Annotated in this window: 9 protein-coding genes and 1 CRISPR repeat array; all 9 genes read left to right on the top strand. The window is 70.6% G+C overall.

The window, feature by feature from the left end:
* Nucleotides 1-6 precede the first annotated feature (6 nt).
* The 9 genes from cas2 to AB0K60_RS29175 all read left to right on the top strand — a co-directional run bounded on the left by cas2 (nucleotide 7) and on the right by AB0K60_RS29175 (nucleotide 14304).
* Nucleotides 7-270, top strand: coding sequence for a CRISPR-associated endonuclease Cas2 (cas2, locus tag AB0K60_RS29215; RefSeq protein ID WP_364062073.1), 264 nt, complete (start codon nucleotides 7-9; stop codon nucleotides 268-270).
* Between the two features lie 132 nt (nucleotides 271-402).
* Nucleotides 403-1027: a CRISPR direct-repeat array (repeat unit 30 nt; unit sequence GTCCTCATCGCCCCTATGAGGGGTCGCAAC).
* 394 nt (nucleotides 1028-1421) lie between these two features.
* Nucleotides 1422-2153: a hypothetical protein gene (locus tag AB0K60_RS29210; RefSeq protein WP_364062070.1), complete on the top strand. Its 732-nt coding sequence runs from the start codon at nucleotides 1422-1424 to the stop codon at nucleotides 2151-2153.
* Nucleotides 2150-3841: a hypothetical protein gene (locus tag AB0K60_RS29205; protein WP_364062067.1), complete on the top strand. Its 1692-nt coding sequence runs from the start codon at nucleotides 2150-2152 to the stop codon at nucleotides 3839-3841. The genes AB0K60_RS29210 and AB0K60_RS29205 overlap by 4 nt, the downstream gene beginning before the upstream one ends.
* The gene (locus AB0K60_RS29200; protein ID WP_364062064.1) at nucleotides 3838-6255 is read left to right on the top strand and encodes an RAMP superfamily CRISPR-associated protein; all 2418 of its coding nucleotides are present in this window, start codon (nucleotides 3838-3840) and stop codon (nucleotides 6253-6255) included. The genes AB0K60_RS29205 and AB0K60_RS29200 overlap by 4 nt, the downstream gene beginning before the upstream one ends.
* A complete protein-coding gene (locus AB0K60_RS29195; protein ID WP_364062061.1) occupies nucleotides 6248-7906 on the top strand; it encodes an RAMP superfamily CRISPR-associated protein in 1659 nt (552 codons plus the stop codon). Before AB0K60_RS29200 ends, AB0K60_RS29195 begins: the two co-directional genes overlap by 8 nt.
* A complete protein-coding gene (csx19, locus tag AB0K60_RS29190; RefSeq protein ID WP_364062058.1) occupies nucleotides 7903-8448 on the top strand; it encodes a CRISPR-associated protein Csx19 in 546 nt (181 codons plus the stop codon). Before AB0K60_RS29195 ends, csx19 begins: the two co-directional genes overlap by 4 nt.
* Nucleotides 8441-10618 (top strand): TIGR03986 family CRISPR-associated RAMP protein, encoded by a 2178-nt coding sequence (locus AB0K60_RS29185; RefSeq protein WP_364062055.1) that lies wholly within the window; start codon nucleotides 8441-8443, stop codon nucleotides 10616-10618. The genes csx19 and AB0K60_RS29185 overlap by 8 nt, the downstream gene beginning before the upstream one ends.
* A gap of 253 nt (nucleotides 10619-10871) precedes the next feature.
* Nucleotides 10872-13145: a hypothetical protein gene (locus AB0K60_RS29180; protein WP_364062052.1), complete on the top strand. Its 2274-nt coding sequence runs from the start codon at nucleotides 10872-10874 to the stop codon at nucleotides 13143-13145.
* A 160-nt stretch (nucleotides 13146-13305) separates the two neighbouring features.
* On the top strand, nucleotides 13306-14304 hold the full coding sequence (locus AB0K60_RS29175; protein WP_364062049.1) for a hypothetical protein: 999 nt from the start codon (nucleotides 13306-13308) through the stop codon (nucleotides 14302-14304).
* Nucleotides 14305-14421: the final 117 nt, after the last annotated feature.

Raw genomic sequence — 14421 nt, 5'->3', positions numbered from 1 at the left:
CCGGACATGTACGTCGTGCTCGTCTACGACACCCTCGCCGCCCGCAACCCCGCCATCCTCCGCCTATGCCGCCAATACCTCCACCACGTCCAACGCAGCGTCTTCGAAGGCTCCCTCAGCCCCGCCCAACTCAAACACTTCCACCACAAGGTCAACACCGTGATCGACCCCACCTACGACAGCGTCCTCGTCTTCACCTTCCCACCCGGCACAACCCCAGAACGCCAAGAATGGGGTGTCGCCCAGCCCGCGCCCAGCGACATCCTTTAGCCACCGATGCCGCGCGTTGGGCGTAGACTTTGCAGCAAACCTCCGGGGTTTTCAGCACTACCGGAGGTTCACTGCAAAATGAGCTCCCCGAGCCTCGATGAGACTCCGGCTGACCTGCGACTTTACCGTCGGGTCCTCATCGCCCCTATGAGGGGTCGCAACTATTGACGTCATTGGCGACCAGCTCGGAGGTGTATGGTCCTCATCGCCCCTATGAGGGGTCGCAACCCTTCTGTTTGCCGCCACAGCGGCATGCTGGGGGACTACCGTCCTCATCGCCCCTATGAGGGGTCGCAACCCGAGCGGCTCCCACCCGATGCCGTAGTGCACACCACGGGTCCTCATCGCCCCTATGAGGGGTCGCAACCTGCCCGGCGGGCTGACGTTCATAGAGGCGTACCCGTCCTCATCGCCCCTATGAGGGGTCGCAACCGGGACACGCGCCGCAGCTCGAACCGGGGCCGGTCGCGTCCTCATCGCCCCTATGAGGGGTCGCAACTGCTCCCGGACGGGGAACTGGCCGGGGTGTTCTGGTCCTCATCGCCCCTATGAGGGGTCGCAACCTGCCCCCCCACGATCCGTTGGCGGGGACGGCGGTCCTCATCGCCCCTATGAGGGGTCGCAACGCCAGCTCCCGCAGGCCGGCGATGATCGACTCGCGTCCTCATCGCCCCTATGAGGGGTCGCAACACGAGTCGGACGAGAGAACCCGCTCGCTTAGGAACCAGTTCTCATCGTCCCTATGAAGGGCCTTACTAGTGAGCGCTTCGCGCGTCAGGATCTCTAGCGGGAAGAAAGGGAAAGAAATGATGAGGATCATCACAGGTATTTCGGGGTGGGGGATTACGGCTTTGGCTGGTGTGGCGGGGGCTGTGGCGGCGGGGACGGTGCCGGATGTAATCAAGGGATGGTGGGGGGATCATCGGTGGTTTTTGACGGTTTTGTGTTTGGGGGCGGCTGGGGTTTTCGCGGGGATTAACCGGTGGCAGCAGCGGAATAGGGGGGTGGGGATTGTTTTGGCGTTGCCGCGGGAGGAGTGGCGGGCGCCGTGGAGTGAGCAGTGGACGCACGCGGCCGTCGATCATGCTCGGCGGAGTCATGATTCGTGTTTCGCGGTGCGGCGGACGATACCGGCGGAGGCGGACGCCAGGGTGCGGCGGGAATTGCGGAAAGATGCGCTGGAGTTGGCGTTTGAGCTGGTCAGTGCGCGGTTGACGGAGATTTCGGAGGCCGATCCGGCGGCACCTGTCTCGTTGTACGTCAACGCGGCGTTGCCGGATGCCTTTGAGCTTGGGGCGATGTTCAAGTTCAACGTGCAGCGCGGGATTCGGGGGGTTGCGGCGCGGCGAGGGGCGAGTGCCGATGAGCCGGTGGTGGTGCAGCGTTCGGAGAGTGGGCGGGATGCCTTCTTCTCGGCGATCTGGATCAGCGGGAAGTTGAAGGGGGAGTTGAGCCCGGCCGAGTTGGTGCGGGCGGAGAAGTTGGTCCGGGTGGTGGAGGAGCCGGAGTTCGAGCGTGCGCCGGACGGGGGTGCGGTCGCGCTCGTGGTGCATCTGTCGGACAACCCGCTGATGGTGGCGCAGGCGTTGCGGGCCGCTGGGGAGGGGTGCGCGGATACGCGGGGGCGGGTGGAGAGGTGCCGGGACGCGCTGGTGGTCGATGGCGGGGCGGGAAATATCCCGGAGTCGGCGGCTGAATTCGAGCTGATCGTGCGACGGGTGTACGGGGCGTGGCGGCAATGGGCGGCGGCCCGGCCGCAATACGCGGAACTTCAGACGCGGCTGTTCATAGCCGCGCCGGCCAGCGTGGCGTTCGCGTTGGGGTGGTTGCTCGGGCACACCGTGCGGGTGATTCCGCATCCGTATCAGGAAGGAAGGTCATGAACGTCGTCGTGATACGTACGGCGGGAAATCAGCGGTACATCTTCTCCTCGAATAAGCGGCAGGAGATCGTCGGCGCCTCGGAATTGATTTCCCGGGTGGACCGGGTGTGGGTGCACGAGGCTTTACGGGAGGCTTTTACGGGATACCGCGAGGAGTGGCGTATCGACGGTGGCCACCCGGCCGAGCTGCTCATGGCGGGGGCCGGGGGTATCACCGTGCAGGCTCGGGACGCGGCGGCGGCCAGGAAGCTGGTCACTCATCTGACCCGCAAGGCCCTGGAGAAGGCGCCAGGGCTGGATGTCTGCGGTGTGGTGATCGGATACGGCGCGGACGCGAACGCGGGGTCCGGCAGCACAACTCTGGCCGACGCCATTTACGACGCCCAGGCGAAGTTGGCCGTCGTACGGGAGGGCAGGCCCGGCCCGCAGGCCAGGTTCGGGCGGCTGCCGCTGGTCGAGGAATGCGCGTCGAACGGGCTCCCGGCATACGAACTTGTTCGGGAAGGGGACGAACCCGCCCAGCCGAGGTCCAAGGTGGCGGTGAGCAAGCTGGATGCCTTCAGATCGGCGTTCGAGCGCCTGGCCGATCTCGCTCCCATCGCCGAGGCATCGAGCGAGGCCGGGGCAAAAGGAGATCAGGAGGAGGTTGATCGCCGGAAGCGGCGCGTCATGGGCCAGATCGTGGACCGACTGGGGCTGGAGGCCGACTGGGTCGCGGTGGTGCACGCGGACGGCAACGCCCTCGGTGACTTCTTCAAGCGGTTGCGTAAACGTGCGAAGGGCCAGAGCGACGCGGCCTACGCCAAGCAGTTGCGGGACGTTTCGAAAGCCGTGGATGACTGTGCCAAGGCCGCGTTCCGGGCCGCCTGGCGGAACACCAGAAATGAATTCGTGCGGAACGACCCGGAAGTCCTCGTGTCCGGGGAACCGCCGGTGCTGCCGCTGGTGCTGGGCGGCGACGACCTGACGGTGGTCTGCGAGGGGCGCGTGGCGTTGACGTTCACCCGGCACTTTCTGGAGGAGTTCGAGAAGGAGACCGCCAAGGGCGGCTGGACGAAGGCGGGGGATCGCGACCATCTGACGGCGGCGGCCGGTGTGGCGATCGTCAAGCGGAACTATCCGTTCCATTTCGCCTACGAGCTGGCCGAGGAACTGCTGGAGCAGGAGGCCAAGGCGGTCAAGGAACTCGGGTCGGCGGTGGCGTTCGCGGTGTTGCTGGACAGCGCGGCGGCGGACCTTAAGAGGCTGCGGCGGTCGTTCTCCGGCAAGTCGAGCTCGCCGTACCTGGTGGGCAAGGCGGCGCAGGGGGACATCGCGGGCGTCCAGCGGTGGGAGGACCTGGAGCGGCGGGTCGCGGCGTTGAACGCGCCGGACCCGGAGGGGGAGGGGCTTCTCGTCCCCCGGAGCGTGGCGCATGACCTGCGGGAGGGGTTGTCCCTCGGGCCGGAGGTGGCGGCGTCGCGGCTGCGGGTGCTGCAACGCCGGTACGCCGAGGGCACCAGGCACCGGAACGCGCTTGACCGGCTGGCGAAGGACCCGGATTCGCTGGGCGGGTTGCCGGACGCGATGGCGGCGGTGCCCTTCCTGCCGCAGGTGAAGGCATGGGCGGACGCGGAGCCACAGGCGGACGTGAAACGACGGGCGGACGCGGAGCCGCGGACGGACACGAAGGCACGGGGGGAACGGTGAATCTCGATCTCACGCTGTTCATGATCAGCGACTGGCAGGTGGGCACGGGGACCGGAGCGCCCGGGTACCTCGACCGCCTCGTCCAACGCGACCCGCGCGGCGACGGGACGACGCCCGGCCCGCCGATCGTGCCGGCGAAGACGCTCGTCGGCGTGTGGCGCGACTCCTGCGAACTGGCCGCGTACGCCCTCGACGCCGGGCCGATCGGCGTGTGGCACGAGTGGGTGGACTTCCTGTTCGGCGGTCAGTACAAGGCGGAGCAGCACGCCCTGCGGCCCGCCGCACTGATCGTGGATGGTGCACTGCGGCCGCCGGGCAGGCTGACCGACCTGCTGCTGACCAGGCCGCAGGTGGCGCTGGCGGCCACCTTCCGCAAGCCGGGGGTCGCGATCGACCCGGTCACCGGTACGGCCAAGGCGGAGATGCTGCGCTTCGAGGAGCTCGCGCGGGCCGGCGTCACGCTGACGGGAAAGGCGCGAATCGAAGGCTTCGAGGACCTGGACGGGCGGCAACGGCGGGCCGTGGTGACCATCCTCGGCGCCGGCGCGCGACTGCTGGAGACGATCGGCGGCAAGCGTCGCCGTGGCGCGGGCCGATGCCTGCTGACCGTCACCGGGGACGGCTTCCCCGACGAGGTGACGTTGCCGCAGCATGGTGAGATCGCCTCGCCGCCCGCCGGTCGGCCGTACACAGTGGAGGACCGGCCTGAACCCGCCCCGGGCGGCACCAGCCAGGGCTGGGAATGCGCCGAGCTGACCATCACGGTGGAGCAGCCGGTGCTGGTGGCCGCGACAGTGGAGGGCAACCTCGTGTCGGGGGCGGACCACATCCCGGGTTGGTGCCTCATGCCCGAGGTGGCGCGCAGGCTCGGCGGCCCGGCGCACGCGCTGGTGCGCACCGGGGATCTCGTCGTCACCGCCGCGACGCCGCTGTCGCCGGCGGGGGAGCCGACGCTACCGGTGCCCCGGGTGCTGAAGCACGCGAAAGGCAACCCATCCAAGGTCATCGGCAGCCGGATGCGCGGGCCGGTGGAAGGTGGCAAGCCGTACCGCGACGGATACGTCACGCTGGACGGGCGGTGGGTAAGCAAACCCACGTTCACCGTGCGCATGCACAACACGATCAGCGACGCCGAGCAGCGTCCGCTCCGCAGGATCGGCGGCGTCTACATCTATCGGGCGCTTGCCTGCGGGACGCGGCTGCGCGCGGAGGTGCGGGTGCGCGCGGGCGCGCTGGGACCGGCCTGGGAGCGGAAGCTGTCCGGGCCCGAGCACTGGCGCGTGGGGCGCTCCGCCAAGGACGACTACGGCAAGGTGAAGGTGGAGGCGCGCAGAATCGAGGCTCCGCCGTCCCGTGCCGAAGCTCGGCGTGTGCTTCGGGTGTGGCTCCTCTCCGACCTGCTGGTCCGTGACGAGCGGCTGCGGTTGAGCACCCGGCCGGAGGACGTCGCCAGGGCGCTGCAGTCGGCTCTGGCGAGGGCCGGCGCGCCCGGGGTGCAACTGACTCCGGTGCTCGACATGGTGCCGCCGCAGCGAAACGACGCGGACGCGTCCCCGATGACGTCCGGCGCAGCGACCACCGCCCGTCAGGGCATCGAGCACGGCGGCCCCGGGCCGGTGGTGCGCGACGGCGAGGCCGGGCCGGCGACACTCGGCGTGCCGATGGCGTTGGGCACGAGCCGTACCGAGAGCTGGCACCGCGGCTGGGGGCTGCCTCGGCCCACCCTGTACGGCCTGGCCGCCGGAAGCTGCCTCACGTTCACCGTGGCAGGCGGGACGATCGCCGCCGAGGCGCTCGCCGAGGTCCGCGCGGCGGGCGTGGGGGAGCGTCGAGCGGAGGGCTTCGGCCAGGTGGAGTTCGACCATCCGGTGCTCGACGGCCCACAGCCGGGCGACGCGCCGGACGAGCCCGCCGTACCGAATCCCGGTCCGGAGGCGCGGCCGATCGCGCCCGGTGAGCAGGGCCACGAGACCGCCCGGGTGTACGAGCGCGCCGCCTGGCGGGCCGCGATCTACCGGGCCGCCGAGACGATCAGCGGGGACCCGGCCTGCCGTCGCCAGGTCACCCCGGACGGCCCGTCGAACTCGCAGCTCAACAACCTGCGCGAGCTCGCCGCGGACCTGCCCTCGGCCACGATCGAGGCCCGGCTGGCGTGGCTGACGAGGAAGAAGGAGGGCCGTCCGTCGTGGCCCGAATCCGCCGTCAAGACCGTCACCGACCTGTTCACCGCGCCCGACCGGGTCTGGACGCTGCTCGACCTGCCCGAGGGCGAGCTCGTGGTCACCACCGACGGCAGACGGGCGCTCCGCGACGAGCTGCGCCCGGAGGCGATCCGGGTCCTGCTCAACGCCTGCCTGCGCGAGCACGCCCGCGCGGAGGCGTCCGCACGCGACGAAGGAGGAGAACATGAGTGACCGCGCGGGTAGGCCGGTGACCGCGAGGATCCGGGCCCGTGGCTGGCTGCGCACCGAGTCGCCGCTGCATGTCGGCGGCCTCGGCGACGACCCGTCTGAGGCGCTGCCGATCGCCGTGGACGGCCTGGGCCGCCCGTACGTGCCGGGCACCACTCTGGCCGGGGTGCTGCGCCACTGGATGCTCGGCGCGGCGACATACGTGGACGAATCCCCCGAGGAGAGATCCGGGCCGGTCGACGAATCCCTGATCGCGGACCTGCGTGGGCTGTGGGGATACGTTCCGCGACGCGACGCGGAGAACCAGGGGCAGGCCAGCCGGGTCGTCGTCGCCGACGCGCTGATCGCCGTGGACACCCGGCTCGGCGACTACGGCCTGCCCGCGACGCCGCTCGACCCCGCCCGCCTGGAGTTCCGCCCCTCGGTCGGCATCGACCGCGTCACCGGCGCGGCGGCCACCGAGTTCTTGTACGGCAGGGTCGTCATCCCGGCCGGCCACTACATCCGCCTGGCGCTGGACATCGAGTCCCACGGCGACGGCGAAGGCGACGAGGCCCGCATGGCCGCGATGCTCACCGCCCTCGCCGGAGGCGAGATCCGGATCGGCGTGGGCACCGGCAAAGGACTCGGCGCGGTGCGACTCCTAGAAGACACCCTCGAACTCGTCGTGGACCGCTTCGACTCCCCTGAGGGCCTGCTGGCCGCCCTGCGCGGCACCCCGTCCGGCGACCGTGTCCGCACCCTGGACACGCTGCGCCGGGCGGACGCGGCGCTGCCGCCGCGGCGACGGCGTATGGACGTGCGCGTCGCGTGGCGGCCCCTCGCCCCTGTGATGGTGCGCTCGGGCAGACGCGGCCTGATCATCGACACGCTGCCGCTCACCACCCGTGTGGACGACCGTCACCTGACGCTCGTCCTGCCCGGCTCCTCGATCAAGGGCGCCTTGCGTAGCCACGCCGAGTTGGTGGAACGCACCGCGCGAGCCCTGGAACCGGCGGCGGCCCCCGCCACCGGCGCGCCCGCATCCTGGCACAGCGCCGCGTTCCGCAAGCAACTGGACGAACTGCCCGCCGTACGCCGCCTGTTCGGCAGCGCCCGCGCCGACGCCGAACCCGATGAAGGCGACGAACCGCGACACTCGGGGGCGATCCGCGTGGAGGAGTGCACGTCGCTGGCGACGATCCCGGAGGCGTTGTGGCGTTCGGTCACGGGCGCCGACGCCGAGACGCTTCCGGGCGACGACGGCCGCCTCCCCGAGCAGGTGCGGGACCGGCTGGAGGACCTGGGGATGTCACAGGCGGACCACGTCGGGCTCGACCGCTGGACGGGCGGCGCGGCCGACGGGCGGCTGTTCAGCGTCCTGGAACCGCACGCGGTCGCCTGGGAGCCGATCCACCTGTCCGTCGACCTGACGCGGCTGGGCGACGACGGCGCGGCCCTCGCCCTGCTGCTGCTCACCTTGCGCGACCTGGCCGCCGGGCGCGTGCCGCTGGGCGCGTCCGCCAACCGGGGCCTCGGCGACATCGAGGTCACCGAGATCACGCTCACCGACCGGGAACGCTGGCCGGAACCCACCCCGCTCGCCGAGGCGCTGCGCGGCCCGCACGTCCGCGACATCGCCGACGCCTGGACCCGCTACGTGGAGGCGTCATGATCAAACTGTTCGCGGCCACGGCCGAGAACCTGCCGTTGCCCGAGGCGCTGGCCGAGGTGCCCGGCGGCTGCGCGCTGCTCACCTCCCCGTCGGCGTACCGGGTGGGCCTGGTGGAGGACGGGCGCTGCCTGCACCCGACCGGCCCGATGGACGTGTCCGCCGTGTACGAGGCCCGCGTCTTCACCGAAGATCTTGAACTGCGCTGGGTGGAGCCCGGCCACGCGGTGGTGCTCACCGAACGCGAGGACCTCATCCCCGCCGCCTTCGCCGACAGGATCGACCCGCTGGAGGCCGAGGCCGTCCACGAGACGGCCTACCTGGTATGGGGGAAGGCGACGCCGTTCGTCCCCGGCTGGACGTCGTTGCACTCCAGCCGCGTCGGGGTGATCACCGTGCCCGTCGCCCACACCGGCCGGGAACGGGTACGGCTGGCCGCCCGCGAGTACATCGCCGCCGATAAGGCGCACGGCAACGCCTACGTCGCGGAGGAGCGGCTGCTCCGCTTCGAGCCCCTGTCCCAGGAGAGGACATCCGATGTCTGACGCCTTCCTCAACCCCTACACCTTCATCCCCGCCTTCCCCCGCCAGAACCTGCCGGAGCCGCTGCGCGACGCCGCGCCTCCCCCCAGGAACCAGCTCCGCCCCGAAGCCTGGACCGGCCGCATCGCCGTCACCCTCACCACCGAGACGCCGCTGCTGCTCCTGGACACCGCCCGGTACCGGTCCTTCGGCGAGGGCGATGGCGAGGGCAAGCCGGACCATCGCGTCTATCCGGTACGGCTGCGCGACGGCAGGCCGTACCTGCCGGTGACGACGGTGAAAGGCATGCTGCGGGCCGCGTACGAGGCGATCACGAACTCGCGTTTCGGGGTCTTCGAGCCGCACGACGAGCGGTTCGGCTTTCGGCGTGACGCCGGCTTCGCGCTCGGCATGGTGCCGGTGTACGTGGGGTCGGGGGGGCGGCTCTTCCGCCTGAAAATGGCGCATTTGCGGCTGTACGACCGGGACGGCGGCGCGCTGTATCCGCCGGATCGGATGCCGAGGCACCGTGAGCGCATCAAGGCGCTGATCAGCGGCGGCCGGGCGGGTGATCGGGTGGTCGGCTTCACGCGCGACCTCTCCGAGGAACTGCCCGCCGGGCTGGGGGAGCGGACCGTCACGGGCATCGCGTACATCACCGGGCCCAACATCGAGGGGAAGACGGCCGAGCGTTTCTTCTTCTCCGAGGGTTCGCCGCCTGAACTCGGCCTGGCCCGGCCGTGGGAGGAACTGGCCGCCGACTGGAACCGGCTGATAGAGAACTACCGGACGGCCCACGACCCGAAGGAGTACCGTGAACGCCACCATCCGGACGGCCGGATCGCCGGCCCGGGGGAGCGCGTGGGGACGGGGCCGGGACAACTCGCCTGGAGCCCGCACCTGCATGACGACACTTGGCTGACGCTGACGCCGGGTTCGGTGTGTTTCGCCCGGCTGGTCAATGGGCGGGTGGACCGGCTGTACCCGGTCATGGTGCCGAGAGATCTGTATCCGGTCACTCCCGCAGACCTGCTCCCTGCCGATCTGAAACCTGCCCCTACCTACCACGAGCTGTCGCCGGCGGACCGCCTGTTCGGATGGGTCGCACCCGGCGGAAAGCAGCGCGTCCCTCCGGCCGCGTATCGGGGACGGATCCGCATCGGCCCGGTGATGTGCGACGACGACGCGAGCACCGCCGTACGGCGGTTCGGGGACGGGCTGCCGCTCGCCATCCTCAGCACGCCGAAGCCGCAGCAGGGCCGCTTCTACCTGGCCGAATCCGCCGCGCGGCCGGATCAGCCGGTCAGGTCGGGCACCGCCAAGGCCGACCTGTACCGGCGGGGGCGGGGCCTGCGGGGCCGGAAGGTCTACTGGCATCACGCCGGGCTCGACGCCGGGCAGCACTGGAACCCCGAGGTTCCGGGGGTGGACGCCAGCCAGGCGATGGTGGGCGGCCGATATCGCGAGTATCTCCGTCCCCGGACGCCGGTCGACGACAAGGGCACGCTCACCGGCGACAAGCGGCGCTACGCGACGACCGGCGTGGCGCAGCGCGACAGCCAGAACCGCTCGATCGAGGGGTGGGTGACCCCGGGCACGACGTTCCGCTTCACCATCGAGGTCCGGGACGTCGACGACTACGAGCTCGGCGCGCTCGCGTGGCTGCTCACACTGCCCGAGGGGTGCTTTCACCGGCTCGGGTTCGGGCGTCCGCTCGGGTTCGGCAGCGTACGGCTGAGCGTGGACGACGCCGGTGTCGAGCTGCATTCCGGTGCCGACTACGCGGCGTACTACCGGACGCTCGCGGGGGAGCTGCCGGGCAGGGACGGGGTCGCGATTCTGGCGGACGCGCGCAAGAGGTTCGAGGAGGTGGTCGAATCGTCGCCCGAGCTGAGAACGGTGCGGGATTCGATGCTCGCGGCCGCGCGGGGACGTGATCTTCCTGTGCACTATCCGCGGACCCGTCCGGAGGAGTTGCGGCCTGGCATTCCGGTTCCTCCGGATCCGCGTGGCGAGAACTACAAATGGTTCAGTGAGAACGAAAGGCTGGTAAAGGGAAATATCGCCCCTGGTCGAGGGCGGTCCTTGCCTAGCGTGCTCGGGAACGACACGCCTCTCGATCCGTATCCGGAAAAGGCGGAACGTTCTCCAAGAGGCGCGAACGGCGGCCGAAAGCCGAAGCGTTCCGGCTGAACAGGGCGTAAGGGAGGATCGGGGGGAAACAACCGCAGATAGCCATGATTATGTGAAGTCGCGCTGGGTGTGGCCTTTTCCGCGCTACCGTCGAGATAATCTCCTGCCGGTGGGGAGCATCCGGGCGCGAGCCGCGGCCGGCTCCGGCCTGACGCCGTCGTCCCCTCCCCACTCGCGGAGATTGCCGACTGTCCAGCCGTTCGCGATCGGGGGACGTCGTGCTGCTTCGTTCCGCGAGAGGAAGGGCGTCGCCGTGGGCAAGCCGGAAGGCAGGCTGCTGATTCACGCGATCGGCGGAGGCGACCTGGGCTACGCCGGGGCCGGCGGGGAAGGCAGGGCGACCCCCGACTACGAAGGCGACGCCGCGGCCACCGGCCGGGACCGGCGTCCGCTGCGCAAGATCTTCGAGGGTCTCGCCGGGGGCGGCCTCGCCCTGTCCCACGTCGTCCTGGTCGGCACGACCAATCGCGAGGGCATCATCGCGGGGCGCACGTTCGCCGAGCACGCCGAGGAGATGTGCCGCCGCCTGACCGCCGACCCTGGTCTGTGCGGCAGGCGACTGGAGCCGGGCGCGGTCGTGGTCGCCACCCCGGCCGAGCCCACCCTGGCCGCCACCTCGGCGGCGCTGGTCGAACTGCTGGCCCGGCGCCGCCCTGAAGAGATCATCGTCACCTGCGGATCCGGAGCGTTCGCGATCAGCATGGGCACCCTGTGCGCCGCCCTGCACACCCGCAATCGCGTCCGCATCCTGCACATCGACCATCCCGGCAGGCCGTACACGCTCGACCGCGCGCAGGACGCCGACGCGTACCTGGACTCTTGGCTGCTGCGTCACCGCTTCTGGGACTCGCTCGCCGAGTTGGACCCCAGCCACCGTGCCCACTGGGAACTGCTCGCCGCCCGCCAGGCCGGAGACACGACGTTCGCCTCCCTGCTGCGCGACGCCGGCACCCTGCCCCCGGGCCTCCCTGACGGAACAATCGGCAAATTCACCGAACCGCTGCCCACCGCTCAGGCGGCCCTGTTCGAGCGCGTCGGCCGCGGCGAGGCCGCCGACTTCGGCCTGCTGCGCTCCTGGTACGCCGAGCACCTCAGCCGCCTGCTCAAAAAGGAGAACGACACGCTCCCCGCCCCCACCAGGGCGAAACTCGACGCCCTGACCGCCGCGCTGCGCACCCGCGCCGACGGCCACGGCGGTCTGGCGGGCCTGCTGCGCGCCACCGCCCATGACATCCGAGCCGTCGCGGGCAGCGCCGCCGTACGGATGCTCCACGACGACGCCCTCACCCGCATGTACACCCGCGCGTCCACCCATCAGGCCCACCTGCTGCCCGAGCACGGCGAGGACACCCCCCTCCCGGCCACCCTCGTCGAGGCCGCCGACCGCTGGGAGAAGGACGACCCCGGCCACAAACTCGTCGCCGACACCGACCGCACTGGCTGGCCCGTCCTCGGCAGCGGCGACGTCCTCGGCCTGCTCGCCGTCGGCCTCGAACTGACCGGCAGAAACGGCGACAACGAGCAGGCCGTACGCGCCGTGCTCGCCGCCCTGAGCCACCGCCGCCACCGGCTCCTGCGTTCGGGCCGCCTGCGCCTACGCCTCCTCGCCAGCCCCGAGGCCCGCGACATCGCCCACCGACTCGCCCGCCGTACCGCGGAAACGATCGCCCCCGACGCCGACATCCAGGTGATCGAAAACGTCACGGGCGACATCGAAACCGTCCGCGACACGGTGGTCGCAGCCCTGGCGTCCGGCCCCCCGCCCACCGGCCGGACCGGATCGGAGAGCCTCCGTGACGTCGACGAGGTCGTGGTCGCCCTCAACCCCGGCCCCGCCGCGACCAACCACGGCATGATCGCGGCGGCCGTGCGCTGGTCGCTCACGGCAGCCTGCCCTCTCATCGTCGCCGAACTGACACGCCTCCCCGACGGACGCTCCCAGCTCACGGCCGCCCACCCGGTCCTCGCCCGCCTCGGCACGGACCGCGTACTCGCCGCCCTGACGGCGAGCGCGACCCGCCGCCTCGATCTCCGCACCGCCGTCCGCCTGACCGGCCGAGGCTCCCACGAACTGCGCGGCGTCATGCGCGAACTAAAACGCCTCCAAAACGACCTGTACGGCCCGGCCCAACACACCTGGTCGCCCGCCACCTGCCTGGCCCTGGCCCGACAGCGCCTCACCCTGATCGCCGAGATATGCGGCACCCGCCCACTGCCCGCCGCCTACCTCGCCGTCGAGGTGCTCCGCCCCGCGCTGTTCCCCTGGCACACCTGGAAGCGCCTCTGCGAACAACTGCCCGCCCTGCAAGAACTGTCCGCACTCGCCGCCAACTCCCTGCAAGGCCACGCCCTCGACCGGCGCGCCAAGAACGGCCGCTTCGCAACCCCGGCAACCGACCCACAGGTGAGCGAACTCCTCCGCCGAGCCATCCGGGAGCTCGGCCACCACCCCGACGACAATGCACTCCTAAAGGCATACAAATCAGTCATCGAGTCACTGGAAACCATCTATCGCGAAAGCGGTTGACGCCACCTCCACTCACTGGCAGCCTTTAACCGTTCAACGGCTGCCGCCCGCGAGCTTGAGCGCCTCGCCGCTCCTTTGAGGACCTCACAACCCGAGGTCAAAGTCACGCGATCACGCGCCTTCACGGCGCGCCGTTTTCGCATGCCTCAGAGGAGCAACAATGTACGTCGCCCGGGTAGCGGACCCCAACAGGGAAAAAGCCTTCTTCGCGTACTCCCGCCTGATCTCCCCGGCACTCCGCCACGCCGCCGCCACCCCCCTCCGCCAGGCCCGCCACCACGGCAGACCCTGCCTCGGCCCCGACGGCAAGCACTGGTGCCCCGACTGCGAGCAGGTCATCGACGACCACCTCCTGACCGGCTTCAACCGCCTCCGCGCCACCCTGGCCGGCAACCCGCCCACCACCAACGGCCACCCCGTACGCGAAATGATCGACGCCGCCACCTGGCTCTCCTCCACCGAGGCCACCCACCTGAGCCTCGACCTCACCGCCCGCAGACTCCGCCGACCCCCCACCCCAGCCGACCCCCCCGGCCTGCGCGCCACCCGCGCCCAACTCATCCACTACGTCCTGACCAACCTGGCCGCCCGCGTCCGCCGTGACGACGCCGCCGCCAAAGGCCTCTCCACCCGCCCCGACCGCGCCCTCCGCACCTCCGCCTGGGCCGCCCCCCTCCGCGCCGACCCCGACGCCTTCACCCTCCTCCTCGACGCCATCACCCGCCTCCGCAACGGCGCCACCAACCCCTACGACATCCCCCCACACCAACTCCCCCCCAACCTCGACCTCCCCACCGCCCGCACCCTCCTCCGCAATTCCCTAACCGCCCTGCGCACCCTCCACCCCGCCTTCCACCACGCCAACATCACCCTCCCCACCACCGCCCACACCCCCCTAACCGACCACGACACGCTCCCAGTCCAGAGCCCCGAGGACCTCCTCCTCCAAGCAGAAGCCGCCACAGAAGCCCAAACCCACCTCTCCACCCTCCTCACCACCCCCACCTACCGCCCCCTCCTGACCGCCATCACCGCCAACACCCCTCAACCGGCCCCCGCCCTCATCACCACCGCCACCAAAATCCTCAACATCCCCCCCGCCAAGGCCACCACCCTCATCCGGAACCTGATCAAACTGGCCACCCAGGCAGCCTCCTGACCCTTCCAACCCCACGTTCCGGCCACAGGCAAACCCACTTGCCTGAGGCCGGAACACATGCGGCACGAAGGGAAACGACCGCGCGTGCTGACGGCAACACACTGTGGAGCGACTCTT

Origin of the sequence: Thermopolyspora sp. NPDC052614, assembly GCF_040678635.1 — a bacterium.
Classification (GTDB): domain Bacteria; phylum Actinomycetota; class Actinomycetes; order Streptosporangiales; family Streptosporangiaceae; genus Thermopolyspora.
Note: the sequence above shows the minus strand (reverse complement) of the source record. Positions and strands in the feature narration are given on the sequence as shown.